Source organism: Sphingomonas sp. AAP5, from assembly GCF_004354345.1.
GTDB lineage: Bacteria > Pseudomonadota > Alphaproteobacteria > Sphingomonadales > Sphingomonadaceae > Sphingomonas > Sphingomonas glacialis.
The window spans coordinates 3197626-3222675 of the sequence record NZ_CP037913.1 but is presented as its reverse complement, the minus strand read 5'-3'; the positions used below and the strand labels follow the sequence as shown (position 1 = coordinate 3222675).

Here is a 25050-nt window from a genome sequence, read left to right as displayed (position 1 = left end):
CAGCGCACGCCGCAGTGTCGCTCTCGTATTCGCGGAACCGCATGCCTATCTCGCGCGCTCACCGGGTTTACGCGAGGAACAGATAGCATGGCGGACGTCGAGACGCCGATTCGGAAATTGCAAGTCGCCAATGCGCGGCCCGAGGATAGCGGGCGCGGGCTCGCGCATGTGCCGCGCGCGATGCTCGCCGCGCTTGGGCTGGGCGAGGGCGATGTCATCGAGATCGTCGGCAAATCGTCGACGCCGGCGCGCGCGGTCGCGCCGTATGCCGAGGACGAAGGGCTCGACATCATCCGCATCGATGGCTTGCAGCGCGCCAATGCTGGCGTCGGCTCGGGCGATTTCGTCGAGATCCGCGCGGTCGAATCGAAGGCGGCGACGCGCGTGATCTTTGCGCCGGCGCAGCAGAATCTGCGGCTGCAGGGCTCGTCGAACGCGCTCAAGCGCACCTTTTTCGGGCGTCCACTGACGCAGGGCGACGTCGTCGCGACCGCCGGGCAACAGCGCGTCGACAACATGCCGCCGGGTGTCCAGAACATGCTGCGCGCGCCGGCCTATGCGCTGCAGGAGATCCGCCTCGCGGTGATCTCGACCGTGCCCAAGGGCGTGGTGCATGTCGACGAGACGACCGAGATCGAGCTCCGCCCCGAATATGAGGAGCCCAAGGAAGCACGCCGCGCCGACGTCACCTATGACGATATCGGCGGGATGGGCCCAACGATCGACCAACTGCGCGAGATGGTCGAGCTGCCGCTGCGTTACCCCGAGCTGTTCCAGCGGCTGGGCGTCGATCCGCCCAAGGGCGTGTTGCTGCATGGGCCGCCCGGCACCGGCAAGACGCGGCTCGCGCGCGCCGTCGCCAACGAATCGGCGGCCGAGTTCTTCCTGATCAACGGGCCCGAGATCATGGGCTCGGCCTATGGCGAATCGGAAAGCAAGCTGCGCCAGGTGTTCGAGGAAGCCGCCAAGGCCGCGCCCTCGATCGTCTTCATCGACGAGATCGACTCGATCGCGCCCAAGCGTGGGCAAGTGTCGGGCGAGGCCGAGAAGCGGCTCGTCGCGCAGTTGCTGACGCTGATGGACGGGTTGGAAGCGCGCGCCAATGTCGTGGTGATCGCCGCGACCAATCGCCCGGAGGCGATCGACGAGGCGCTGCGTCGGCCGGGCCGGTTCGATCGCGAGATCGTCGTCGGTGTCCCCGACGAGCGTGGGCGCCGCGAGATTCTCGGGATCCACACGCGCGGTATGCCGCTCGGTGACCGTGTCGACCTCGATGAGCTGTCGCGCACGACCTACGGGTTCGTCGGGGCCGATCTCGCCGCGCTCGCGCGCGAGGCGGCGATCGAGGCGGTGCGCAAGCTGATGCCGCGGCTCAACCTCTCGGAAGGGACCATCCCGCCCGAGATCCTCGACACGCTCGCCGTGACTCGCGAGGATTTCGTCGATGCGTTGAAGCGCGTCCAGCCGAGCGCGATGCGCGAAGTGATGGTCGAGGCGCCGCGCGTCCGCTGGGACGATGTCGGCGGGCTCGACGATGCGCAGATGCGGTTGAAGGAGGGCGTCGAGCTTCCGTTGAAGGACCCCGATGCGTTCCGCCGGCTCGGCATCCGTCCGGCGAAGGGCTTCCTGCTCTATGGCCCGCCGGGTACCGGCAAGACCTTGCTGGCGAAAGCGGTCGCGCGCGAGGCGCAGGCCAACTTCATCGCGACCAAGTCGAGCGACCTGCTCAGCAAATGGTATGGCGAGAGCGAGCAGCAGATCGCCAAGCTGTTCGCGCGTGCCCGCCAGGTCGCGCCCTGCGTGATCTTCATCGACGAGCTCGATTCACTGGTGCCGACGCGCGGCAGCGGGATGGGCGAGCCGCAGGTCACCGAGCGCGTGGTCAACACGATCCTCGCCGAGATGGACGGGCTCGAGGAGCTGCAGTCGGTCGTCGTGATCGGCGCGACCAATCGGCCGAACCTGATCGACCCGGCGCTGCTGCGCCCGGGCCGGTTCGACGAGCTGATCTATGTCGGCGTGCCGAGCCGCGACGGGCGCGCGCGGATCCTCGCGATCCAGACCGCCAAGATGCCGATCGCCGAGGATGTCGATCTCGACGTGCTGGCGGGCCGGACCGATCGCTTCACCGGTGCCGATCTCGAGGATCTGGTGCGGCGTGCGGGGCTCACCGCGCTGCGCGAATCGCTCGAGGTTCGCGAAGTGACGATGGCGCATTTCGAAACCGCGCTCGGCGATTCGCGCGCCTCGGTCACGCCTGAGCTCGAGCGTGAATATGAGACGATGAAAGCGCGGTTGAAGCAGGACGCGACCTCGCTCCAACCGATCGGCTTCGCCTTCCCGCCGCGCGCGAAGGAAGGCTGACCTGCCTCCCCCCTCCCTTCGAGGGAGGGGGGAAGGTTAGCGCGCCTCGCGCAACTTCGCCCAGGCATAGCCGAACAACGCCATCATCGCCGCGCCCGCGACGAGATACGGCAGCGAATGCTGGAGCTCGTAAAGCCCCACCCCGATCGACGGGCCGAGCACGAACGCCGCGCCGTTGACCGAAGTGACCTTCCCCGCGACCGCGCCCTGCGCGGCATGATCGACCGCGAGCGACGCGCCGGCGGTGAACGCGGGGCGGGTAAAGCCGAAGCCGACGCTCGCCAGCGCATAGGCGCAGGCGATCGTATAGAGCGAGGTCGCGACCCCGGTCAGCGCACACCCCAGCGCCGCGATCACCAGCCCAGCCAGCATCATCCGCCGCGGGCGCAGATTGAGGTTGGGGATGATCCCCCATTGCACGAGCAACGCCGCGCCCGCGCCGATCATCAGCACGATCCCAGTCGGTTGCAGCGCTTGCGCCGGGGCGAGGTGCAGGCGGTCGATCACGAGAAAGCCGATCGCTTGCCCGGTCATCGCCTGGCCGTGGCCCGAGACGAGGCCAGCGATCATCCAGCCGCGGATCCGCGGATCGGCATAGCCGACCGGTTCGCTGTGCGGTTCGGTCGCGGCGGTAATGCTCGCGCCCGAACTTTGCCCGCCGATCGAGGGGTAGGCGTTGGCGGCGCCGTGGAAAGCACCCGGGTCGTCGCTCTGCGTCGGGCGATCGTCGGCGAGCATGCGGTGCACCGCAAACGACACGCCGAGCCCGAACAGCGCGAACAGGAACGCTGGGCCGGCGAGCCCGATCTCGACCCCGCCGAGCGATCCGAGCACGAGGAACGGCGCGAGCGTCGGCCCGAGGATCGTGCCGAGCCCGAACGCCGAGCCGAGCAGCGTCAGCGCCTTGGTGCGCTCGGCGCGCGTCGTGTTGCCCGCGACGAGCGCTTGCACCGCGGGCGGCGCCGCCGATCCGAACGTGCCGTAGATCAGCCGACCCGCGATGAAGCACAGGAACGCCGCGGTTCCGCTGATCCAGCCGTTGATCCCGGCGGCGAGGAACACGCCGCACGTCACCAGCGATACCGAGAAGCCGCCCATGCCGAGCAGGATCATCGCGCGCCGCCCGTGGACGTCGGAGCGCTTCGCCCAGAACGGCGCGGCGATCACCCAGAGCAGTGCCGACACCGAAAAGGCCGCGGCGACCGCGCTGTCGGGGACTTTCAACGATCGGCCAAGCGCCGGGAGCACCGACTGCATCGCGGTATTACCGGCAGCGATCGTCAGCATCACCGTAAACAGCAGCGCGAAGTCGCGATCGATCCGGGCGGCCGACTTCATTTCTCGCGTCCGAAATTGAGCTGCTTGGTGATGTTATAGTCGAGCACCGTCATCACGAAGAACGCGGCAAACTGGCGCGTGCGCGTCCACCAGTCGGTGTTTTCGCGATAGGCTTGCGCGGTGATCCGCTCCGATTGGCCGACCTCGCCATCGACATAGCCGCGGACATGCGCGGCGAACGCCGGATCATCGATCCGCAGCATCATCTCGAGATTGAGGAACAGGCTGCGAATGTCGTAATTGGCCGAGCCGATATAGACGACGTCGTCGATGAGGAAGAGCTTGGTGTGGAGCTTGGTCGGCTGATATTCGTAGATCTGCACGCGTTTGCGCAAGAGGCCCGCATAGGTGAAGCGCGACGCCCAGATCGCCGCGCCGTGATCGTTCTTCGAAGCCAGCACGATCCGCACCGTCCCGCGCAACCCAGCGCGGTCGAGTCGGCGCAGCATCCCCGGATTGGGCGCGAAATAGGCCGAGATCAAATCGACCTTGGCGGCGCGCTCGAGATCGCGCTTCACCGCCCGCGCCCACGGCGACAGCCGCCGCGTCGGCCCGCCAAACAGCCAGCGCACCTGGCCGTCGGGCTCGCTCCACGCCTTCAGCGCGCGGCGCAGCGCGCGCAGCGGTGGCTTGGGCTGCTTCGACCAGTTGGACAGCGCGTCGAAATAGCCGGTGATCCGCTGCGCCGCCGGCCCTTCGATGAGCAACCCGAGATCGCGCCACGCTTGCTCGGCGGGGGTGCCGAAATAGGCGTCCTCGACATTGAACCCGCCGATGATCGCGCGCGCCTCGCTGCCTTCGCCATCGGCAAGCGCGAGCTTCTGGTGGTTGCGCAACAGATAGCGCCGGCCCCAGCGCGGGACGAAGCGGCAAACTTCGACGTTCGCGTCGCGCAACGGCTCGAAGAAATGGTGGCTCTCGGCGACTTCGCTGCCGAGCCCGTCGACCACCAGCGCGACCTTCACCCCGCGCTCGGCGGCGCGGATCATCGCGGCGCGCACCTGTGCACCGGCGTCGTCGTCGACATAGATGTAATAGATGATGCGCAGCGTCGCCTTCGCGGCGTCGATCAGCGCGATCAACGTGTCGAGCCGGCGGGGGCCGGTGTCGAGCATCGTCAGGCGATTGCCTGCGACGGTGAAACTGGGCTGCGGGGCGGGCTCGGACATGTGCGCCGTGGTGATGCGAATGCCGGGTTTGCGCAAGTCGTTGACCGCATCTCACGCTCCCGACTAGGCAGATCGCCTAACATAAAGGCCGCCGATGCTGCTCGCTTTTGCTCTCCAGGCCGCTGTCGTTGTGACCCCGCCCGCACCGCCACCCGCGGCCGATTCGTTCGGGGAGCGCGCCTTCGCGCATTTCTCGCGCGAGCCTGTATTGTCGCACGTCAGCGAGAGCGTCGATGCGGCGTTCTCGACCGAGCCGCGCCCGGATGCTCCGATCGGCTATGCCCTGCGGCTCACGCGACGCGAGCCGTCGCATCCCGCGACGATCGTCTGGGCGGAAAGCCGTACATGTCCGGCGGTCCGTCCGGCGCTGATGGCGATGCGCGCCGTCGCTATGCCGCATCCCTATGTGTCGGGGATCGACCCACCGGGCGCGATGGTTGTCGACGGGACCGAATATCGGCTGCGCGCGGAGGCGGGATATGCGCACGGACGTCCGGCCTGGATCGATATCGGCACCAACCGCGATACGCCGCTGGCCGCCTGGGTCGATCACAGCCTTGCGGCACTCGCGCGGTGCTGGTCGCCGGTGCCGCCGGGCCCGGCCCCCCGCGTTTTCTTGACTCCGTAGGGCTTTCCTCTTAGGGCAACGCCTTTCCGACCCTCGTCGTACAAGTAAGGAAGCCGTTCATGGCGCGCGTCACTGTCGAAGATTGCGTCGACAAGATTCCCAACCGCTTCGATCTCGTCCTGTTCGCCGCCCAGCGCGCGCGGCAGATTTCGGGCGGTGCCGAGATCACGATCGATCGCGATCGCGACAAGAACCCGGTCGTCGCGCTGCGCGAGATCGCCGAGGAAATGGTACATCCGCCGACGCTCAAGGAATCGGTGATCCAGAGCCTGCAGCGCGTCCAGGTCGACGAAGACGACGTCGCCGATGCGGTCGGTTCGCTCGCGGCCTCGGCCGAGGCGCTGCGCCTGACGGCTGCTGCCCCGCCGCGCAACCAGAACCTCGGCGCTGATTACGAAGGCTGAAGCCCACGGCTGACGCGAAAGCGTTAGCTGCGGATAGCCGAATCCCTGACCGCAGGGCCTCGGCGCCGACCGGCGACGTGGGGTTGCCACGCGCTGTGCGGCCCCTAGTTCGCCTGTTCCCGCAAGACTGTCGCCAGCGCCGCCTTTCCCAGCGCGGCGACGTCCTCATGCGGATCGCGATACCCGCCATGCACCAGTCGTGCGACGCGCTGCAGCAGCGGTTGCGGCGCGCCGCTGCTTCGCGCCGCTGCAGTAAAGGCATTTTCGTCCCATGGCGCGCCTGCCTTGACGCGCGCGAACAGCGTCTTGTTGACGGCGTGCAACCCGTCGCCTTTCCCAGCCCGCAGCGACTCGTCCAGCGCCAGCCAGATCAGCATTCCGCACTGATACTGCAGGTCGAAATTGCCGTTCGCCGTGGCGCGATCGAGCGGAGCGACGGCCAGCCCTGTCGCGCAAGCGGTTTCGGCACTGCGCACCCGGCTTGCGACATATCCGCGCTCCGCCTTCCCGCGCTGCGTCAGAACGAGCGCGGCCATCGCATCGGCGCCACCTTCGTGGATCCACGCCGCGGTTTCATCACCCGCGAGCTTGCCGACCCTGTCCTGTTGGAAGAGGTGCGCCGCTTCATGCGCGAAAAACCAGTCGAGCCAGAAAGGTGCCTCGGCCGTTACCCGTTCGCGCGCGTTGGCGCCGTCGAAATGCATGAAGATCTGACCCGGTAGTGTTCCGCCCTGGGTCGAGGCATGGCCGTCTTTGCGGGGGCGGGCGTCCATGGAAACATAGAGCTCGGGACGGAAGGACAGTGCGCCGTAGATGCGCGCAAACGCGGTCATCGCGCGGGGCAGCGACTGTCGCAAATGGTCGCGCGCGGCGGTGGGCAGGCCGGGATCGATGATCGCGACAAAGCCGTCCGCCTCTTCCGGCATCAGGGTTCCGACAAAAATGTTGGTGCCGTCGTCGCGGCTGACGAAGCGGGTCTGATCGGCAACGCGCCGCCCTTCGACGCCGATCGTCTTTGCGGGTGCGGCAATGGTGATCGGCAAAGCGTCAGTGCCGGCGCACGGGATGCGCAGGCAGGCATGAAACTGGCCCGAATGGATCAGGACACCGCCGTCGCTGAACGGCGAGAAGGGCGCATAACTCTTTGGCAAAGCGCGGTACCGCGCGGGAAGGGTGAAGCGCACGACGCGGAAAGGGCCACCATCAAAGCGCTCGATCCTCTCGCCAGTGCCGTCCTGCATCCAGCGGAAACCGGCCGATTGCGGATGCCAATCCTCCGGCCGATATCCGCCCAATGCCTGCGCGAAATGCAGCGCCTTAGTCGCGGCCGCCATGCGATACGTTGCGACGACGGTTTCATCGGGCTGACTGGCGAGGTCTAGTGCGATCGGCGCGCCGGCATCTGGGGTGAGGCGGCTGGTCGAGACACACGATGGCAGCGCAAGGCAGAGAAGCAGTACCGCCAGGGCGGCTTTCGGGGATGCCGGCATTGTGCACCTCGGGCCGAAGCGGATGTCGCGTGAGCATCCGTTCTGCACCGCGGATTAGCAACCGCTAATCCGCTGCACGACCCTTGAAGCCCTGAGCGACGACGTACCATTCGCTCGACGCCTTGCGGCTCGCGGGTGGCTTGGCGTGCTTCACGGTCGTGAAGTTGCGCTTCATCTCCGCCACCAGCGCGGTATCCGCGCCGCCCGCAAACACCTTGCCGACGAACGCCCCGCCGGGCGCGAGCACGTCGATCGCGAATGCCAGCGCCGCCTCGACGAGCCCCATCGTGCGCAAGGCGTCGGTCTGCGGATGCCCGACGGTGTTGGCCGCCATGTCCGACAGCACCAGATCGGGCGTGCCGCCAAGACCCGCCATCAGCCGCTCGGGCGCGACATCGTCCATGAAATCGAGCTGGAGGATCGTCACTCCCTCGATCGGATCGACCGGGAGCAGATCGATCCCGACGATCGCCGCCTTGGGCACTTGGCGGCGGACGACCTGCGCCCAGCCGCCCGGTGCGAGCCCGAGATCGACGACGCGGCGCTTGCCCTTCAAGAAGCCGAAGCGCTCGTCGAGCTCGGTCAGCTTGTACGCCGCGCGGCTGCGGAAGCCGTCGGCCTTGGCACGTTTCACATAGGGGTCGTTGAGCTGGCGTTCGAGCCAGCGCGTCGATTGCGCGGTGCGCTTGCGCGCGGTCTTGACGCGGACGCGCAGTCCGCCGCCGTCGTTGCTCATGCCGTACTTCCCATCAATCGCCGGAGAATGCCTTCGCGGATTCCGCGATCGGCGATGCCGAGCCGTTCGGCCGGCCATAAGTCCATGATCGTCTCGAGGATCGCGCACCCCGCGACGACGAGATCGGCGCGCTCGGTGCCGATGCACGGCAATTGCGCGCGCTGGCGCAAGTCCATGCCGGCAAGATCGCGGCTGATTCGTCGCATCGCGGTGGCGGGCACGATCAGCCCGTCGACTTGCGCGCGGTCGTAATGCGTCAGCTCGAGATGGACGCTCGCAAGCGTCGTCACCGTGCCCGACGTGCCGAGCAGCCGCGGTACCGCAATCCCGCGCGGCAGCCGCGCGGCGAACGGCGCCATGCTCTCGGCGACGAGGCTGCGCATCTTGGCATAAGCGGCGGCGCGGCCTTCGGCGCCGCCATCCTGCCCCGGCGGACCGTGCCCGGCGCTCTCGGTCAGCGACACCACGCCCCATGGCGCGCTGTGCCAGTCGAGCACGCGCGGCGTCTCGGCGCGCGTGTCGACGAGCACCAACTCGGTCGATCCGCCGCCGATGTCGAACACCAAAGCCGGGTCCTCGCCCGGCTCGATCAGCGCATGGCATCCCAGGACCGCAAGCCGCGCCTCTTCCTCGGCGGTGATGATGTCGAGCAGGATCCCCGTCTCGGCATAAGCGCGCGCGATGAAATCGGCGCCGTTGCTCGCGCGGCGGCACGCTTCGGTCGCGACCGCGCGCGACAGGGTGACGTTGCGGCGGCGCAATTTGTCGGCGCAGATCTTCAGCGCGGCGATCGTCCGCTCGATTGCGGCATCGCTCAGCCGTCCCGATCCGGCGAGCCCCTCGCCGAGCCGGACGATTCGCGAAAACGCATCGACCACTGCGAACCCGTCGCCCTGCGGTCGCGCGATGAGCAGGCGGCAATTGTTGGTGCCGAGGTCGAGCGCTGCAAAATGCCGCGGTTCGCGACCACGCGTCGCGCCGCCCCGCGCCGGGGGAGTCCTGGCGACCTGCGGCTTGGCGGGCGGCGGCCTGCCGGGGGGCTTTCCGTTGGACGGCGCCGAACGGGCAGGTTTCGCCTGCCGGTACGGCACATCCGGCGATCGATCCGCCATGCCGTGATACTCGCTTATTCTGTTCTGCCGTCGCGGCTCGCCGGATGGCGCGCCGTTCGGTGCTTGACGGCGATCCTAGCTCAAGCCCAGAGATGCGGCAAGCGATGCGCGGGGGATGTCACGCGATCGGTTGACAGCCACCGCACACCCCCGTAGATCGCGGCCCGGCGTTGCCCCGTCGTCTAATGGTAAGACTGCGGTTTCTGATACCGCCTATTGAGGTTCGAATCCTCACGGGGCATCCAGCCATTGTCCGCTCGGTCTAGCGGAGCACATTCCAGCATATCAAATCGACCGCTGGCGAAGCCTCTGTCCGGGCTTGCGCGCGTATTTCGTGGGTGCAGGCTCGGCGCGGGACTGTGGAAGCGGAGCGTGTTTGTCGCGACGCGCGTGCAGCAATTCCCCTCGGAGGAATGGCAGGTGGCGAAAGGCGCACCTTTTTCCCAGTATACGACTGTCGTTTCCCCGAAGTACGCGTGTTAATAATATGCTTGTGGAAATACCGATAAAATAAGTGTTTAGGTGCTGGCTGTGGATGTGATCAACATTCTCTTGCTTTGTACAGTGCGTACGCTCGTCTTTGCGGGGGGATTATGCGCGGCACTGTTAGAAATCTCTGCGCCTGGCTCGTCGTGGTGCTGTTGGCGGGTGCCACCCCGGCGTTCGCGCAGGCGACGCGGACTTGGATTTCCGGGGTCGGCGACGATGCCAATCCATGCTCGCGCACGGCGCCGTGCAAAACCTTCGCCGGGGCGATCTCCAAGACCGCAGCGGGCGGCGAAATCAATGTCATCGATTCGGGCGGTTTCGGTGGCGTGACGATCACCAAGTCGATCACGCTGCGCGCGGTCGGCGTGGAAGCCGGGGTGCTGGTCGCCGGTACGAACGGTATCGTCATCAACGCTGCGGCGACCGACAAGGTCGTCCTCGAAGGGCTCGACCTCGAAGGGCTCAAGAATGCCGGTTCGGTGCCGCCTTTGTCGGGGGTGTTGGTCACGCGGGCGGCGGAAGTCCTCATCCGCGATTGCGATATCCGCAATTTCGATACCGGCATCCTGGTCCAGACCGTCGACCAGTCGCGAGTGACCGTCGATCAGAGCCTGCTGACCGGAAGCCTCAATGGCATCATCGTGAACTCCACGCCGGGCTTCGGCCATGTGAAGCTGTTCAATTCGCTGCTGGTTGGGAATACCACCGACGGGGTCAAGGTCACCGGTGCGGGCAACGACGTGTTCATCGCGAACGACCAGATCCTGGGAAGCGTCAAGTCGCTGGATATCCTGTCGGGCGGTGTGGTTCGCTCGTTCGGCAACAACGTCATTCCGACCGGCGATCCGCCGACCACGACGACGCCGCTGCAATAAGCGGCGACGCTGGCCCGCGACCGATCGCGGCGCGCGGTGGAGGCAGGCGGGTTGCGGCTCAATACGCGATATGACGCAGCGTCGAGGCAAAGGCCTGCAGGATCCGATTGCGTATCGCCGCATCCGCCATGACCTCGGCAAAGCTCGGGATATCGTCGCGGCGAAAGCCGGTCTTCTCGCGGGCCGTGAGCGGGCGATGGCGAAGCCCCGTCCGGTCCGAGATGTCGATCAGGCTCTGGTCCAGTTCCTCGTAGCGATAGAGGCGGTCGACGATCAGTGTGCCATCGTCATCGGTGTAAAGGCCGTCGTCGACCGGGAATTCGCCTTGATCGACATAGTCGCGCCAGCTTTGCGGTCCGGTCGCGCTGTAATGGTGCGGCGAGTGGCGCAGCATCGCGTAGTAGGACAGCGATTTGTCGACAGGATGCCGCTCGAAGGCGAATTTATAGGCGGAGACGAATCGCTCCGGCTGCGCGACCCGGATCTCACGAGCCGGCATGTGATTATAGTAATGCGTCCAGTTGCGTGGCGCGTGAAGTGGGTTGGCGGGATAGATTGGCGTGACGATCGCAGTCGGACCGCACGCTTCCGCGAGATGCACCTCGAGCGAAGTTCCGGCGGTTTTCCGAGTTTTGATGAAGATGAAATTCGGCTCGAAGGAAACAATTGCCACTGCCCACCTCGCGATCATGATGGTTTTTCGAACTGATTCTCGCAAAAACCGATTTTCAAACCTGCATATTCCCGATCGGTGACGATCGCGCCACTATTGTTCCAAAAAGTAATCGATAAAGTATCTGACGTCTTAGGTTAGTATCCGAGTAAGGGGGAATCGTATTATCTGTCGATATTGCGGTTTGTTATTTTTCGGGTCGTCGGACGGCACCGAATTCGACCAAAGCTTCGACGCGCTCGGTGGCGCAATCGCACACCTCAACGTACCGAGCGCCAGCGCGATCGCTTGCGAGCGGTAGCGTCGCGCAATAGGGATAGCGGGTGACCGACAGTGTACCAGGCGCAGCGGCGGTTGCGGACGCTTCCCTTCCCCGCCGCGGCCGCTGGCGCTGGATAAGCGGTGCGGTCCTTGTGTTTCTCGCATTGCTCGGCGCAGCGTGGCTCGCGCGCAAACCCGTGGCCGAGCATTTCATCGACGATGCGCTCGCCGCGCGCGGCATTCCGGCGCGCTATGAGATCGCGCAGATCGGGTTTCGCACGCAGCGGCTGACCAATGTCCGCATCGGCGATCCACGCCATCCCGATCTGCTGGCCGATTGGGTCGAGGTCGATACCAGCCTGTGGGTTTCGGGCGCGAGCGTCACTGCGATCCGCGTCGGGCGCGTGACGATGCGCGCAACGCTTGCCGACGGGAAGGTGTCGTTCGGGACGATCGATCGCCTGCTGCCCGCGCCGTCGGGCAAGCCGTTCGCGCTTCCAGCGATCAAGGCCGAGATCGCCGATGGCCGCATCGCGCTTGCGACCCCGTACGGCCCGGTCGCGCTGCACGTGGTCGGGGCGGGGCGTCTCGACGACGGTTTTGCCGGAACGCTCGGTGCGAAAGCGGCGGCGTTCGAGCTCGGCGACTGCCGTCTCGCTACGCTCGATGCGGTGCTGCAAATCCAAGTGCGCGCGGCGCAGCCGAGCTTGACCGGCCCCGTCACGCTCGCGCGCGGTGACTGCGGCGGCGCGCGAATCACCACGGCGCGCGCCGATCTGACGACGACGCTTGCCGCCAAGCTCGACAGCGGGCGCGGATCGGCGCGGCTGGCGATCGCCGCACTCGATGGCGGCGGCGCTGAGCTGCGCGGGCTGGCGGGGTCGGTCGATTTCGTCGGCTCGGCGCGCGATGTTTCGGGCGATCTCGATCTGCGTTCTGGCGCTGTCGCAGCCGCAGGAATCGCCGCGACGCGCAGCGCGCTCGCCGGACGCTATCGCTATGCGGGCGGTGGGCTCGCCTTCGATGGGCGAGCGCAGGCTGGTGGCGCGCGGCTTCCGTCGGCATGGCGTGCGCGGCTCGACCCGGCTCGCGGCGCAGGCGCGGGAACCCCGGTCGGGCCGATCGTCGCGCAAGCGGTCGCTGCGCTGCAGGCCGCGGGCCGATCGGGCGATGTCGATGCGCGCGTCTCGACGATCCTCAATGCCGGGCGCGGGCAAGTGATCGTCTCGCGGCTCGCCTTTGCGGCGTCGTCGGGTGCGCGGGCGACGCTCGCTGGCGGGAGCGGGCTGCTCTATCGCTGGCCCGGCGGCGTGCGGATCGACAGCACCGTTACGCTCGGCGGCGGTGGCTTGCCCGACGCCAGCGTCCGCGTGCGCCAGGCGGGGTTCGGCGCGCCGCTGGTTGGGCGGGCGATCGTCGCGCCATATGCCGCCGGCGCTGCGCGGCTCGCGCTGACCCCGATCGACTTTAGCGCGACCACCGGCGGTGCGACGCATATCACGACTCGTGCCGCACTCAGCGGGCCGCTCGGCACTGGCCAGGTCACCGCGCTCAGCCTCCCGCTCGACGCGCGCTGGGACGGGCGCGCCGGGCTGACGCTCAATCCGGCCTGCGCGCCGCTGGCGTTCGAGCGGCTCGCGCTCGGCGGGCTCGATCTGCCGCGCTCGAGCGTGACGCTGTGCCCGCGCGACGGCGCGCTGCTGCGGCTTGAACAGGGGGCCGTGCGCGGCGGCGGCACGATCGGACCGATCCGCCTCGCCGGGCGGCTCGGTTCCGCGCCGATCGGCGTGACGCTGCAGCACGGCGAGTGGCTGCTCGGCGCACGGTGCTTTGCGGCGACGGGGCTCGGCGTCCAATTGGGCGCGCCCGAGCGGGTGACGCGGCTCGACGTCGCGACGCTCGGCGGAAGTCTCGCGACTGCGGGCCTCGCGGGGACGTTCGATGGGGCGAGCGGACAGATCGGTGCGGTGCCGTTGCTGCTTTCGTCGGCGGCCGGGCGCTGGCGCTTTGCCGCGAACGTGCTGGCGCTCGATGGGGGCCTGATGGTCGCCGACAGCGCGGCCGACGCGCGCTTCCATCCGCTCGCCGCGCGCAGCGTCGCGCTGACGCTCGCCGACAACCGCATCGCGGCACGCGGCACGCTGTTCGAGCCGAGCAAGAGCATCAAGGTCGCCGATGTCACGATCGCGCACGATCTTGGCGCCGGGGCAGGGCATGCCGATCTCACTGTCCCCGGCATCGTCTTCGGTCCGCAATTCCAGCCCGATGCGCTGACGCGGCTGACCTATGGCGTGATCGCCAACGTCGTCGGGTCGGTGAATGGCGAGGGCCATATCCGCTGGACGCCGCAGGGCGTGACGAGCGACGGCGTGTTCCGCACCCCCGGCACCGATCTTGCCGCGGCATTCGGCCCGGCGACGGGGATCAAGGGCGAAGTCCGTTTCACCGATCTGCTCGCGCTCGAAAGCGCGCCGGGTCAAGTCGCGACGATCAAGACGCTCAACCCGGGGATCGCGGTCAATGACGGCGTGGTGCGCTATCAATTGCTGCGCGGCACGCGGATCGCGGTCGAGCAGGGGCGCTGGCCGTTTGCCGGGGGCACGCTGACGCTCGAGCCGACCTTGCTCGATTTCGACAAGGCGCAGGAGCGGCGGATGACCTTCCGCGTCGACGGAATGCGCGCCGACCAGTTCCTCCAGCAATTCGACTTCAAGAACCTCAACGCCACCGGCATCTTCGACGGCGCGCTGCCGATGGTGTTCGATTCGACCGGCGGGCGGATCGCGCAGGGCAGGCTAACCGTGCGGCCCGGTGGCGGCACGGTCGCCTATGTCGGCGAAGTGACGCAGAAGGATGTCGGCTTCTGGGGCAATTTCGCGTTCCAGGCGCTCAAATCGCTGCGCTATCGCAGCCTCGAGATCGTGATGAACGGTCCGCTCGCCGGCGAGATGATCACCGAGGTGCGCTTCGCCGGGATCGGGCAGGGGGCGGGCGCCAAGCGCAATTTCCTGTTCGACCGGCTGCAGAAATTGCCGTTGATCTTCAACGTGCGGATCAGCGCGCCCTTCCGCCAACTGATCGATTCGGCGCAGAGCTTCTACGACCCGCGCCGCCTGATCGAACGCAACCTGCCAACGCTGCTCGAGGAGCAGACCAAGCGGGCCAAGCCGCCTACCCCCATTCAGCCTTCCGACAGCAGGATCGTGCCATGAACGAAACAGCATTGACGAAGACCGAGGATCGACCGACCACGCGCATGATGACGAGGACGATGACGATGGCCGCGATAGTGGTGGCCGCTTTGGCGCAGAGCGCGTGCGTAACCGTGAGCGCGCCCGACAAGCCGATCGTGATCAACCTCAACATCAGCGTCACGCAGGAAGTCGTCTACCGTCTAGACGGTCAGGCCAAGAGTTTGATCCAGGCACAACCGGGGATTTTCTGATGACACGCATTTTCACCAGCCTTGCCGCTATCGCCCTGATCGGCACCGCGACCGCGGCGCTGGCGCAGCGCAGCCCGGCCTATCAGGCGGCGCGCGCCGCGGGTGAGGTCGGCGAGCAGCCCGACGGCTATCTCGGCGTGGTCGGCAGCGTCAGCGCCGAAGTGCGCGCGATGGTCAACAGCATCAATATCCAGCGCAAGGCGGCCTACACGCAGCAGAGCGCGAGTTCGGGCGCGACGGTCGAGCAGTTCGCTTTCACCAGCGGCTGTAATCTGATCGGCCAGACCGCGCCGGGCGAGAAGTACAAGGGTCCTGATGGCCAGTGGAAAACGCGCGGCGCCGCTGCCCCCGAGCGCGATTCGCGCTGCATCTGAGGCGCGACGACAAGGTTTCAGGCGCGCTCGACCATCACCCCGTTCGCCCTGGGCCTGTCGAAGGGCTCCTCTCGCCAGGGGGCACCCTGTCTATTGCGAGCTCAGCCCTAACGGCGTGGGGTGATTACGCCGAGGCGGAGTGGGTCGTAGCGCCGCTTATTTCGCCTCGGCGAGCGCCGCCTTGGCGACAGCGCTGGTCCAGTCCATCCCGCCGGTGCTGCGCCACACTTCCTTGCCGGCCGAATCGAACAGGATGCTCATCGGCAGGCTGGCGTTATAGGCCAGGCTGAAGCCGAGCTCCTTGTCGAGATACGGCTGGAGCCGGGTGAACTTTTCCTTGGCGAAGAAGGCGGCGACGGTCGGGCGGTCCTTGTCTTGGCTGATCGTAGCGACCGTGATGGTCGCGGCGGCCTGGTCGAGCGTCGGCATTTCCTTGACGCACGGGCCGCACCACGTCGCCCACAGGTTGACGAGCACGGGCTTGCCCTTGAACGCGGCGAGCGTCGTCTTCTTGCCCGCAGGATCCTCGAAGCTGAGCGTCGGCGCGGCTTCGCCCTTGTGGCTGCGGTCGATCTTGCTGGTCTCGGCGGGCGCCGTAGCGGCGGCGGTTGCGGTGCTGTTCGCGGCGACCTCTGCTTGCCCGTTGGACGAGACTTGCTTATCGCACCCGGCTAGCACGAGCAGCAGGACCGAAGCGATCACCGAGCGAAACAACATGGGCACGTCCAATGCGATGTGGGGTGGGCGCTTCGCCGAGGGGCCGGCCGCGGTCATGCGGTCGATAAATGCCTCGATCCCGTTCGACAAGCGGCTCTGGCGGCAGGACATCGCCGGGTCGAAGGCGCATGTCGCGATGCTGGGTGCGACAGGAATCGTTTCGCCTGCCGATGCATCCACGATTTCCGAGGGTCTCGACGTGGTTGCGGCGCATTACGAGGCGCATGGCGTCGCCGAGGACATGGCGCTCGAAGATATTCACATGCAGAGCGAGTCGCGGCTCGCCGCGGCGATCGGGCCGGTCGCCGGGCGGCTCCACACCGCACGCTCGCGCAACGATCAGGTCGCGACCGATTTCAAGCTGTGGGTGCGTGACGCGATCGATGAGGTCGAGGTAGCGCTCGCCGCGTTCCAGGACGCACTGCTCACGCGCGCCGAGGAACATGCCGACAGCGTGATGCCGGGCTTCACGCATCTGCAAAGCGCGCAGCCGGTAACGCTCGGCCATCATTTGATGGCGTATCACGAGATGATCGCGCGCGACCGCAGCCGTTTTGCCGATGCGCGCAAGCGGATGAACCTGTCGCCGCTCGGCTCGGCGGCGCTCGCGGGCACGGGCTTTCCGATCGACCGCGAGATGACCGCGGCGGCGCTCGGCTTCGATGGCCCGACGCGCAATTCGCTCGACGGCGTGTCCGACCGCGATTTCGCGATCGAATATCTGACCTGCGCGACGCAATGCTCGCTCCACCTTTCGCGGCTCGCCGAGGAGTTCGTGCTGTGGGCGTCGCAGCCGTTCGGCTTCGTCGCGCTGTCGGATCAATGGTCGACCGGCAGCTCGATCATGCCGCAGAAGCGCAATCCCGATGCCGCCGAACTGGTGCGCGGCCATGCGGGGCGCATCCTTGGCTGCATGACGGCGCTGATGGTGACGATGAAGGGCCTGCCGCTCGCCTATTCCAAGGACATGCAGGACGACAAGCCGCCGGTGTTCGAGGCGCACGATCTACTCGGCCTGTCGATCGCGGCGATGACCGGGATGGTCGAGAGCGCGAGCTTCCGCACGCCGCGGATGCGCGACGTCGCAGAAGCCGGTTTTGCCACCGCGACCGATCTCGCCGACTGGCTCGTCCGCGAAGCCGGCGTGCCGTTCCGCGAGGCGCATCACATCACCGGCCAGGCGGTCGCGCGCGCCGAAGCGCTCGGGCTCAAGCTCGATGCGCTCCCGCTGACCGCATTGCAGGCGATCGACAGCCGAATCGACGAGCGCGTCTACGACGTGCTGTCGGTCGATGCCTCGGTCGCCAGCCGCGTGAGTTTCGGCGGCACTGCACCCAGCCGCGTCCGCGCGGCGATCGCGGCGGCACGCACGGGGGAAACGGCATGAAACACGGTCTGGCTCTGGGGTTCTGCGCGGCGCTGTTGCTCGCCGGGTGTGGCGCTGCGTCGGGGTTGAAACCGGCCGAGGGGAGATCGCTCCCCGTCGCGCCCTATGGCGCGAAAGAGACGCCGACCCCCGCCGAGCTGCTCAAACCGACCAATCAGGAACGGCCGATGCGCAGCGACGAGGTGCTCACCAATTCCGCGGAACGCCGGAGCGACGAGTTCAGCCTTCCGCCTCCCAACTGACAGGCTTCATTCGATGGATCATTTTTCGCTCGTCGACGGCGCGCTGCACTGCGAGGGCGTGCCGCTCGCGGCGATCGCCGAAGTGGTCGGCACGCCCGTCTATGTCTATTCGACCGCGACCTTCGAGCGCCATGCGCGCGTGTTTCGCGAAGGGCTGGCGCCGGCGGGGGATGTCCACCTCGCCTACGCGATCAAGGCCAACCCCAACCTTGCCGTGCTCCGCGTGCTCGCGCGCGAAGGCTATGGCGCCGATGTCGTGTCGGGCGGCGAGCTGGCGCGCGCGCTGGCGGCGGGAATCCCGGCGAAGGACGTGGTGTTTTCGGGCGTCGGCAAGACCGTCGGCGAATTGTCGACCGCGCTCGATGTCGGGCTCGGCCAGTTCAATCTCGAGCTTGAAGAGGAAGGCGTCGTGCTCGCCGGGCTCGCCGCCGCGCGCGGGATGCGCGCGGATGCGACGCTGCGCGTCAATCCCGACGTCGATGCCGGGACGCATGCGAAGATCTCGACGGGCAAGCGCGAGAACAAGTTCGGCGTGCCGATCGACCAGGCGCCGGCGATCTTCGCGCGGCTCGCCGGTTTGCCCGGGCTCGCGCTGCGCGGCGTGGCGATCCATATCGGGAGCCAGCTGAGCGAGCTCGCCCCGCTCGAGGCGGCCTATGCGCGGATCGGCGCGCTCGTCGCCGAATTGCGCGCGGCGGGCCATCCGATCGAGCGAGTCGATCTCGGCGGCGGGCTCGGTGTGCCGTACCGCGCGGGCGAGGTGTTCCCGAGCCCGGCCGAATATGGCGCGATGGTCGCGCGCGTCACCAAGGGGTGGGGCGTGCGGCTGATGTTCGAGCCCGGCCGCGTGATCGCGGGCAATGCCGGCGTGCTGCTGACCAAGGTGATCTGGGTCAAGCCCGGCGCGATCAACCCGTATGTCATCGTCGACGCCGCGATGAACGATCTCGCGCGCCCGGCGATGTACGATGCGTGGCACGATTTCGAGGCGGTGTCCCCGAGCGGCGCGCGGATGACCGCCAATATCGCCGGCCCGGTGTGCGAAAGCGGCGACACCTTCGCGATGGCGCGCGACATCGACACGGTGAAGAGCGGCGATCTCGCGATCTTCCGCACCGCCGGCGCGTACGGCGCGACGATGGCGTCGACGTATAACAGCCGCGCGCTGGTGCCTGAAGTGCTCGTCGATGGCGATCGCTTCGCGGTCGTCGCCGATCGAATCCTGCCCGAGACGATCCTTGCCGCCGAGCGCATTCCGGACTGGTTGAAGGCGTGAGCCTGCACAGCCTGCCGCTGTTCGTGCGGCTGGCGGGCCGCCCGGTGATGCTGCTTGGCGAGGGCGAGCCGGCCGATGCGAAACGGCGGCTGCTCGAACGCGCGGGCGCGGTGATCGTCGGCGAGGAGGCGAGCGCTGCCTTGGCGATCGTCGCGATCGAGGACGAAGCGCAAGCGCAGGCGGCGATCGCGCGGCTTCAAGCGCGCGGTGTGCTCGTCAACGCGGTCGACCGGCCCGATAAATGCGATTTCACGCTGCCCGCGATCATCGATCGCAGCCCGGTGCTGATCGCGATCGGCACCGGCGGTGCATCGGCCGGCCTGGCGGCGGCGCTGCGGCAGCGACTCGAGGGGCTGCTCCCGGCGACGCTCGGGCCGCTCGCCGACCGGCTCTACGCCTTGCGCGCCGCGATCCGGCTGGCGTTGCCCGCGCTCGACACACGACGGCGCGCGCTCGGCGCGGCGTTTGCGCAAGGCGGTGCGCTCGATCCGCTCGCGGCGGGGCCCGATGCCGTCGAGACGTGGCTGACGGCGCCCGCCGCGCCGACCGATCGGCTCGTCACGCTGCGGCTGCGCTCGGCCGACCCCGACGATCTGACGCTCGGCGAAGCGCGCGCGCTCGCGCTCGCCGACCGGATTTACGCGCCGCCCCACGCGCCCGCGGCGATCCTCGATCGATCGCGCGCCGACGCCGTGCGGATCGTTTCGGACGCGCGGCCCGTTACGCGCGAACCAGGACTGACGCTGTGGGTGGAGATGGAATGAGCGGGTTTGCGTACCGGGTGGCCGACGGCACGGCCGAACGCATCGATATTCAGAACGCGCTCGAGACGCCGAGCGATCTGGTCTGGGTGCATCTCACCAGCAATAACGAGCAAGCTAAGGCATGGCTGGGCGACGTCGCCAAGCTTCCCGACTATGTCGTCGAGGCGTTGACCACGAGCGAATCGCGGCCGCGCTGCGAAGCGCTCGGCGATGGCGCGATCCTCAATTTGCGCGGCCGCTCGAACGAGGCGATGACGACATCGGACCCGCTTGCCTCGCTGCGCATCTGGGCGACGGCGGGGCGGGTGATCTCGGTGACGCGGCGCTCTTTGACTGCCGTCGACGACGTGACCAAACAGATCGAAGGCGGCACGATCCGCGACCCGGGCGACCTCATCGCCGAATTCGCGGTGGCGATTACCGAGGAGCTCGACCCCGAAGTCGCCGATCTCGGCGACAGCCTCGATGATTGCGAGGCCGATCTCGACGCCGACAAGGTGTTCGTCCTGCGCCGCAACGTCACCAAGGTGCGCGTCGCCGCGATCGGCTATCGCCGCTTCCTCACGCCGCAGCGCGCCGCGCTCGAGAAGCTGGCATCGCTGCCGTGCGACTGGCTGCAGGATGACGACCGGCTGCATCTCGCCTCCGCCGCCGATCGCGCCGCGCGCATGGCCGAGGAACTCGAATCGATCCGCGAGCGCTCGGCGCTGATGCACGAGGCGCTGACCGATTTGCGCGCCGAACAGATCGATTCGCGCTCGCTGTTGATCTCGATCGTCGCGTTGATCTTCCTCCCGCTGACCTTCCTCACCGGCCTGTACGGGATGAATGTCGAGGGACTGCCCTTCGCCAAGGAGCCTTGGGCGTTCGATGTGATCGGCGGGATCTGCATCGCGATCACCGTCGGCATCATCGGCTATTTCTCGGTAAAACGCTGGTTCGGCTGACGGATCAGGCCGCGCGCACCGCGCGCCACGCCTGGCCGATTTCGTCGAGCGTGTCGGCAACATCGCGGAACGGCCGCGGATCCTGGCCGATCGCGGCGGTGACGACGGTGTGCCGCGCCCCGCCGTACAATTTGGCGAGCGCCGGGGCGACGGTGCCACCCGCGGTGAAATCGAGCCCGGCCTCGAGCGCGAAGAGGATTGCGGTGGCGCGCGTCACCTTGTCGCTCTTCATCGCGTAATTGCCGTGCTCGGCCGCCCAGGCGGCGCCGCGCAAGGCCCGGATCGCTTCGTCATAGAGCAATTGGACCAACGCCGGCCCATCGGCCTCGGCGGTTTGCCCGGCAAGCTCGATCTGGCGATACGTCGCCTCGGGATTGCGGCCGAAGGCCGTGGCATAAGCGACGCTCATCCGCCGGTCTTGTTCCACTGGTCGATCTGGGACTGCAGCGCCTTCGCACTCGCCTTATAGGCTGCGACCATCGCGTCGGAAGCGGCATATTGCTTGGTCAGGCGGTCCTGATACGCGGCGGTATCGGTCGTCACCTGTGCTTCTGCGTCGTTCACCTTGGCGAGCTTGGCGGTGTAGAGCGCAGTGCTGCCGACGAGGCCGGTGCTCTGGGCCTGGCCGTTGACGATGACCTTGTTGTTGGTCGCCGCGCTGGTGATCGCGTTGAGCGCGGCGGCGAGGCCGCCGCCGGTCGCGCCGGTGCCGTTGGCGAACAGCGCCTCGACTGCGGCCGGGGTCTTGAGCAAGGCGGTGTTGAGCTTGGTCGAATCGACGCTGAGCGTGCCGTCCTTGTTGGTCGCGACACCAATCGAGGCGAGATTGACCGGATCGCCCGCCGCGCCCCCGCTCGACAGCGGCGTCACGGTGAGGCCCCGCAGCGAGCGCAGCAAGTTGGTCGCGTTATAGTCGCTGCGCAACGGGCCCGTCGCCGGGTCGGTTTCGGTCTTCAGCTCGGCGAGCACTTGGTTGTAGGTCGTGACGAAATCGGTGACCGCTTGCGCGATCCCGTCGCGCGGCGTCGTGCTGCCGAGCGAGACGGGCTTGGCGACCGAAGTGGTGCCGCTGGACGTCGTCGTGCTGGTCCTGGGGGAGACGCCGGTGAGCGTCAATTTCACCCCGGCGACAAGGTCGCTGATCGTGTTGCTCGTGCGCTCGACGCTCACGCCGTCGACGGTCAGATTGGCATTGCCGGCATTGCTGTTGATGCTCGCGGCGGCGGTGCCGCTGCCGCCGCCGACGTTCAACTGCGACAGGTTGCCAGTGCCGCTCAACGTGAAGGCCTGTGCGGTCCCGGTCGGCCCCTTCATCGACAGATACGCCGCGCCGTTGACGTCGGTCACCACGCTCGCGGTGAGACCCTTGCCGCTCGCATTGATCGCCGCAGCGACGTCGGTGAGCTTGGCGCCCTGAGCGATCGCAATCTGGATCGGAGCGGACGGTGTGGTGAGCGAGGAGACCGCGCTGTCGGCCGCCGTGCCGAAGGTGAGCGTCAGCGTGCCCGCGTCGAAGGTCGGTGCGCCGCTTGGAAAACCCGCGATCGCGGTCTGGGCGGTGGCGAGCGCGTTGACGGTCACCTGCGTCGACAGACCGGCCAGCTTTGCGCCGGGCAGCGCGGTTGCCGTCAGCACCGACGCGTCCGAGCTGGTCGGCTGCGATGCGAGCGATCCGCCGGTGACGAGCGAGGTCAGCGCCGAGGCAAAGCTGGTAATCGCGCTCTGTACCTTGGCGACCGAGGAAATCTGTGCGGTGAGCGCGGTGTCCTGCGCGCTGAGCGAGGCGTTCTTCGCGGCGAATTGGGCGCTGACCAGCGACTTGATCAGACTCGCCGTATCGACCCCCGACCCGGCACCGAGCGAGGTCAGGATCGACGAGCCCGACACCGTGGCGGTCGAGGTCGTCGGAGTGGTCGCGGTGGTCGTCACCATATCATCGTCCCGGAAAAGCGCTCAGTTGGAAGAACGACGAAACGCCTCGAAAATTTAGCTTTGTTTCACGCCATTCTCGTCGAAGCGCGCGCTTGGCGGGACCTGGACCGACGGCGGCACTGCGGCGGCGCCCGCCTGGCTGTTGAGCCCGAAGACGAAAGCGAGAATCGTCGCGAGCGCGACGTAGAGATCGTCGCGGACCTCCTGGCCCTCGCGGCTGGTGTAATAGACAGCGCGAGCGAGCGAGGGATATTCGAGCACGGGCACGCGCGCCTCGGCACCGAGCTCGCGGATCGCGAGCGCGATCACGCCGCGACCCTTGGCGACGACGACGGGGACTTGGTCGGTCTCGCGATTGTAGCGCAGCGCGACCGCGAAATGCGTCGGGTTGGTGAGGATGACGTGCGCTTCGCTCACCGCGCTGCGCATCGAGCGTTTCGACATCTCGCGCTGGCGCTGGCGCATCGCGCCCTTGGCTTCCGGCGAGCCTTCGCTTTCCTTATGCTCGTCGCGCAGATCCTGTTTCGACATCCGCAATTTGCGCAGCAGCTGGAAGATCTGCAGCGGCACGTCGATCCCGGCGATCACGACGAGCCCGCCCGCCATCGCAAACAGCACGCCGGTAAAGGTGCTGCCGAGCACGCCGACCGCGGTGCCGATATTGGTCGAGGCGAGCCCGATCGTCGCATGCGCGACTTGATCGAGCATGTGCCAGCCGATCGCGCCGAGCAGCACGACCTTGAGCAGCGACTTGCCAAGCTCGATCCAGCCCTGCGGCCCGACAATCCGTTTCAATCCCGCGCCGGGGTTGATCCGCGACGCCTTGGGGGCGAGCAGCGATCCGTTGAAGCTGAGATGCCCGAGCCCCGCCTGGCTGACGATCGCCGCGACGATCGTCATCGCGAGCAGCGAGATGAGCGACGGCGCGAGCTTCCAGCCGCTTTGGACGAGCGGGCGGAAGGGCGAGAAATCCTCGATATCGCGGTGATCGAACGCGAAGCTCGCGGTCATCACGTCCTTGCACGCGCCGACCAGCGAGGGGCCCATGAAGGCGAGCCAGCCGCAGCCGGCGAGCATCATCAGCGCCGTCGCGAGTTCGCGGGATTTGAGGACATCGCCCTTTTCGGCCGCGTCGCGTTTGCGCTTGGCGGTTGGTGCTTCTGTCTTTTCGCCGAATTCGTCTGCCATCAGCCGAGCACCAGCGATTGTGTCGCCGCCAGGCCTTCATCGATGATGACGAGCAGATAGTCGCCCATCGCCGGAAAGCCGAGCGCGAGCGCGACGACGCCGACCGCAAGGCTCGCCGGCAGCCCGACCGCGAACAGGTTGAGCGAGGGTGCCGAACGCGAGATCATTCCGACGACGAGGTTGAGGCAGAGCAGCAGGAAGCCGACCGGGAGTGCGAGCAGGAGCCCGGCGAGGAAGGTGTAGCCGCCGGAAAAGGCGATGTTCTCGAGCTGCTGCGGTTTCAGCCAGGCGCCGCCCGGCGGGAGCGCGACATAGCTTTTCACGATCATCTCGACGAGAATCAGGTGGCCGTTGACGCTGAGGAACAGCAGCGTGAGCATCATCGAGAAGAACTGGCCAAGCGCCGGGGTCGACTTGCCGTTCTGCGGGTCGATGGCGGAGGCGAAGCCGATCCCCATCGACGTGCCGATCAGCTCGCTCGCGATCATCGGCGCGGCAAACGCAATCTGCAGCACGAAGCCGAGCGCTAGCCCGACCAGTGCTTCGGCGGCGACCGAGAGGATCGTGGCCAGCGCGAAGACGTGTTCGGGCGGGGTGATCGGGTGGACGCTCAGCACGAGCACACCGATCGCGCCCGACAGCGTGACGCGAACGACGAGCGGGATCGCGACGGCGCTGAACACGGGCGCGGCGACGAAGGCAGCACCGACGCGGACCATCACGAAGATCAACGCCCAGAGCTGCGGTTCGATCGACAGGCCGAAGCCTAAGGGACTCAAATTCCCCTCCCGCTTGCGAGTTCGAGGTCGGTCATGCCCCCGGCATGACCTGAACGATGCGGGGCATCGTTCACCTCGAACTGCGTTAGGGGAGGGAATGACCTGGAAGCGTGCGAAGCGCTTGTGACAGGCCCTCCCCCAGCCCCTCCCGCAAGCGGGAGGGGAGCAGAAGAGCGCCCCCCCACGGTGATCATCGCACTAGATCCGGGATCCGCTCGAAGATCCCCAGCGTGAAATCGCACAGCAGCCCGATGATCAAGCTGCCGAACACCAGCAGCGAAACCGCCACTACAAGCAGCTTGGGCACGAACGACAAGGTCTGCTCGTTGATCGACGTCGCCGCCTGGATCATGCCGGTGATCAGCCCAGCCAACAAAGCGGGAATGAGGATCGGTGCCGAGGCGAGCGCGAGCACCCACATCGTCTGGTTGGCGATCGTCAGGAAATAGTCCGCGTCCAT

Annotated in this window: 24 protein-coding genes and 1 tRNA gene; 13 read left to right on the top strand and 12 right to left on the bottom strand. The window is 67.3% G+C overall.

Annotation, left to right across the window (positions count from 1 at the left end):
• The first annotated feature begins 87 nt into the window (after positions 1–87).
• Positions 88–2364, top strand: coding sequence for a CDC48 family AAA ATPase (locus E2E30_RS14825; protein ID WP_133191048.1), 2277 nt, complete (start codon positions 88–90; stop codon positions 2362–2364).
• Between the two features lie 36 nt (positions 2365–2400).
• On the opposite strand, the gene E2E30_RS14820 is transcribed toward E2E30_RS14825, so the two are convergent.
• Both E2E30_RS14820 and E2E30_RS14815 read right to left on the bottom strand, forming a co-directional pair.
• Positions 2401–3702 carry an MFS transporter gene (locus E2E30_RS14820; protein WP_133191046.1) on the bottom strand — a complete coding sequence of 434 codons (1302 nt, stop codon included), beginning with the start codon at positions 3700–3702 and terminating at the stop codon, positions 2401–2403.
• Entirely contained in the window at positions 3699–4871 is a 1173-nt protein-coding gene (locus E2E30_RS14815; RefSeq protein ID WP_133191044.1) for a phospholipase D-like domain-containing protein, read from the bottom strand. Before E2E30_RS14815 ends, E2E30_RS14820 begins: the two co-directional genes overlap by 4 nt.
• Before the next feature lie 94 nt (positions 4872–4965).
• On the opposite strand from E2E30_RS14815, the gene E2E30_RS14810 reads away from it, so the two are divergent.
• Positions 4966–5499: a hypothetical protein gene (locus E2E30_RS14810; protein WP_133191042.1), complete on the top strand. Its 534-nt coding sequence runs from the start codon at positions 4966–4968 to the stop codon at positions 5497–5499.
• Positions 5500–5558: 59 nt separating this feature from the next.
• A complete protein-coding gene (rpoZ, locus tag E2E30_RS14805) occupies positions 5559–5903 on the top strand; it encodes a DNA-directed RNA polymerase subunit omega (protein ID WP_133191040.1) in 345 nt (114 codons plus the stop codon).
• A gap of 104 nt (positions 5904–6007) precedes the next feature.
• Here rpoZ and E2E30_RS14800 read toward each other — a convergent pair whose 3' ends face one another.
• From E2E30_RS14800 to E2E30_RS14790, 3 genes are all read right to left on the bottom strand, one after another.
• Positions 6008–7393: a hypothetical protein gene (locus tag E2E30_RS14800; RefSeq protein WP_133191038.1), complete on the bottom strand. Its 1386-nt coding sequence runs from the start codon at positions 7391–7393 to the stop codon at positions 6008–6010.
• A gap of 64 nt (positions 7394–7457) precedes the next feature.
• On the bottom strand, positions 7458–8129 hold the full coding sequence (locus tag E2E30_RS14795) for an RlmE family RNA methyltransferase (RefSeq protein WP_133191036.1): 672 nt from the start codon (positions 8127–8129) through the stop codon (positions 7458–7460).
• Positions 8126–9241, bottom strand: coding sequence for a Ppx/GppA phosphatase family protein (locus tag E2E30_RS14790; protein WP_189676590.1), 1116 nt, complete (start codon positions 9239–9241; stop codon positions 8126–8128). The genes E2E30_RS14795 and E2E30_RS14790 overlap by 4 nt, the downstream gene beginning before the upstream one ends.
• A gap of 171 nt (positions 9242–9412) precedes the next feature.
• Here E2E30_RS14790 and E2E30_RS14785 point away from each other — a divergent pair.
• Positions 9413–9486, top strand: a tRNA-Gln gene (locus tag E2E30_RS14785).
• Positions 9487–9834: 348 nt separating this feature from the next.
• Positions 9835–10605, top strand: coding sequence for a right-handed parallel beta-helix repeat-containing protein (locus E2E30_RS14780; protein ID WP_133191034.1), 771 nt, complete (start codon positions 9835–9837; stop codon positions 10603–10605).
• A gap of 58 nt (positions 10606–10663) precedes the next feature.
• Here E2E30_RS14780 and E2E30_RS14775 read toward each other — a convergent pair whose 3' ends face one another.
• Positions 10664–11278: a sulfotransferase family 2 domain-containing protein gene (locus tag E2E30_RS14775; RefSeq protein WP_165954538.1), complete on the bottom strand. Its 615-nt coding sequence runs from the start codon at positions 11276–11278 to the stop codon at positions 10664–10666.
• Between the two features lie 323 nt (positions 11279–11601).
• On the opposite strand from E2E30_RS14775, the gene E2E30_RS14770 reads away from it, so the two are divergent.
• The 3 genes from E2E30_RS14770 to E2E30_RS14760 are packed head-to-tail and all read left to right on the top strand — an operon-like array spanning position 11602 to position 15358.
• On the top strand, positions 11602–14751 hold the full coding sequence (locus E2E30_RS14770; RefSeq protein WP_165954537.1) for a YdbH domain-containing protein: 3150 nt from the start codon (positions 11602–11604) through the stop codon (positions 14749–14751).
• Complete coding sequence (locus E2E30_RS14765; protein WP_189676593.1) at positions 14748–14984, top strand: YnbE family lipoprotein; 237 nt, start codon at positions 14748–14750, stop codon at positions 14982–14984. The genes E2E30_RS14770 and E2E30_RS14765 overlap by 4 nt, the downstream gene beginning before the upstream one ends.
• Positions 14984–15358: a YdbL family protein gene (locus E2E30_RS14760; RefSeq protein ID WP_133191028.1), complete on the top strand. Its 375-nt coding sequence runs from the start codon at positions 14984–14986 to the stop codon at positions 15356–15358. Before E2E30_RS14765 ends, E2E30_RS14760 begins: the two co-directional genes overlap by 1 nt.
• A 156-nt stretch (positions 15359–15514) precedes the next feature.
• On the opposite strand, the gene E2E30_RS14755 is transcribed toward E2E30_RS14760, so the two are convergent.
• Positions 15515–16075, bottom strand: coding sequence for a TlpA family protein disulfide reductase (locus tag E2E30_RS14755; protein WP_133191026.1), 561 nt, complete (start codon positions 16073–16075; stop codon positions 15515–15517).
• A 16-nt stretch (positions 16076–16091) separates the two neighbouring features.
• Here E2E30_RS14755 and argH point away from each other — a divergent pair, with 16 nt between their 5' ends.
• The 5 genes from argH to E2E30_RS14730 are packed head-to-tail and all read left to right on the top strand — an operon-like array spanning position 16092 to position 20691.
• Positions 16092–17462 (top strand): argininosuccinate lyase, encoded by a 1371-nt coding sequence (argH, locus tag E2E30_RS14750; protein WP_133192126.1) that lies wholly within the window; start codon positions 16092–16094, stop codon positions 17460–17462.
• Positions 17459–17704 carry a hypothetical protein gene (locus E2E30_RS14745; protein WP_133191024.1) on the top strand — a complete coding sequence of 82 codons (246 nt, stop codon included), beginning with the start codon at positions 17459–17461 and terminating at the stop codon, positions 17702–17704. The genes argH and E2E30_RS14745 overlap by 4 nt, the downstream gene beginning before the upstream one ends.
• 13 nt (positions 17705–17717) lie before the next feature.
• The gene (gene lysA, locus E2E30_RS14740) at positions 17718–18980 is read left to right on the top strand and encodes a diaminopimelate decarboxylase (RefSeq protein ID WP_133191022.1); all 1263 of its coding nucleotides are present in this window, start codon (positions 17718–17720) and stop codon (positions 18978–18980) included.
• Positions 18977–19744, top strand: coding sequence for a precorrin-2 dehydrogenase/sirohydrochlorin ferrochelatase family protein (locus tag E2E30_RS14735; protein ID WP_206365590.1), 768 nt, complete (start codon positions 18977–18979; stop codon positions 19742–19744). Before lysA ends, E2E30_RS14735 begins: the two co-directional genes overlap by 4 nt.
• Entirely contained in the window at positions 19741–20691 is a 951-nt protein-coding gene (locus E2E30_RS14730; RefSeq protein WP_133191020.1) for a zinc transporter ZntB, read from the top strand. The genes E2E30_RS14735 and E2E30_RS14730 overlap by 4 nt, the downstream gene beginning before the upstream one ends.
• A 4-nt stretch (positions 20692–20695) precedes the next feature.
• On the opposite strand, the gene E2E30_RS14725 is transcribed toward E2E30_RS14730, so the two are convergent.
• The 5 genes from E2E30_RS14725 to fliQ form a co-directional block, all read right to left on the bottom strand.
• Entirely contained in the window at positions 20696–21100 is a 405-nt protein-coding gene (locus tag E2E30_RS14725) for a flagellar export chaperone FliS (RefSeq protein ID WP_133191018.1), read from the bottom strand.
• Positions 21097–22623, bottom strand: a complete 1527-nt coding sequence (fliD, locus tag E2E30_RS14720) for a flagellar filament capping protein FliD (RefSeq protein ID WP_133191016.1) — start codon at positions 22621–22623, stop codon at positions 21097–21099. The genes E2E30_RS14725 and fliD overlap by 4 nt, the downstream gene beginning before the upstream one ends.
• A 54-nt stretch (positions 22624–22677) precedes the next feature.
• Complete coding sequence (locus E2E30_RS14715) at positions 22678–23811, bottom strand: EscU/YscU/HrcU family type III secretion system export apparatus switch protein (protein ID WP_133191014.1); 1134 nt, start codon at positions 23809–23811, stop codon at positions 22678–22680.
• The gene (gene fliR, locus E2E30_RS14710; protein ID WP_133191012.1) at positions 23811–24590 is read right to left on the bottom strand and encodes a flagellar biosynthetic protein FliR; all 780 of its coding nucleotides are present in this window, start codon (positions 24588–24590) and stop codon (positions 23811–23813) included. The genes E2E30_RS14715 and fliR overlap by 1 nt, the downstream gene beginning before the upstream one ends.
• Positions 24591–24780: 190 nt before the next feature.
• A complete protein-coding gene (fliQ, locus tag E2E30_RS14700) occupies positions 24781–25050 on the bottom strand; it encodes a flagellar biosynthesis protein FliQ (protein WP_133191010.1) in 270 nt (89 codons plus the stop codon).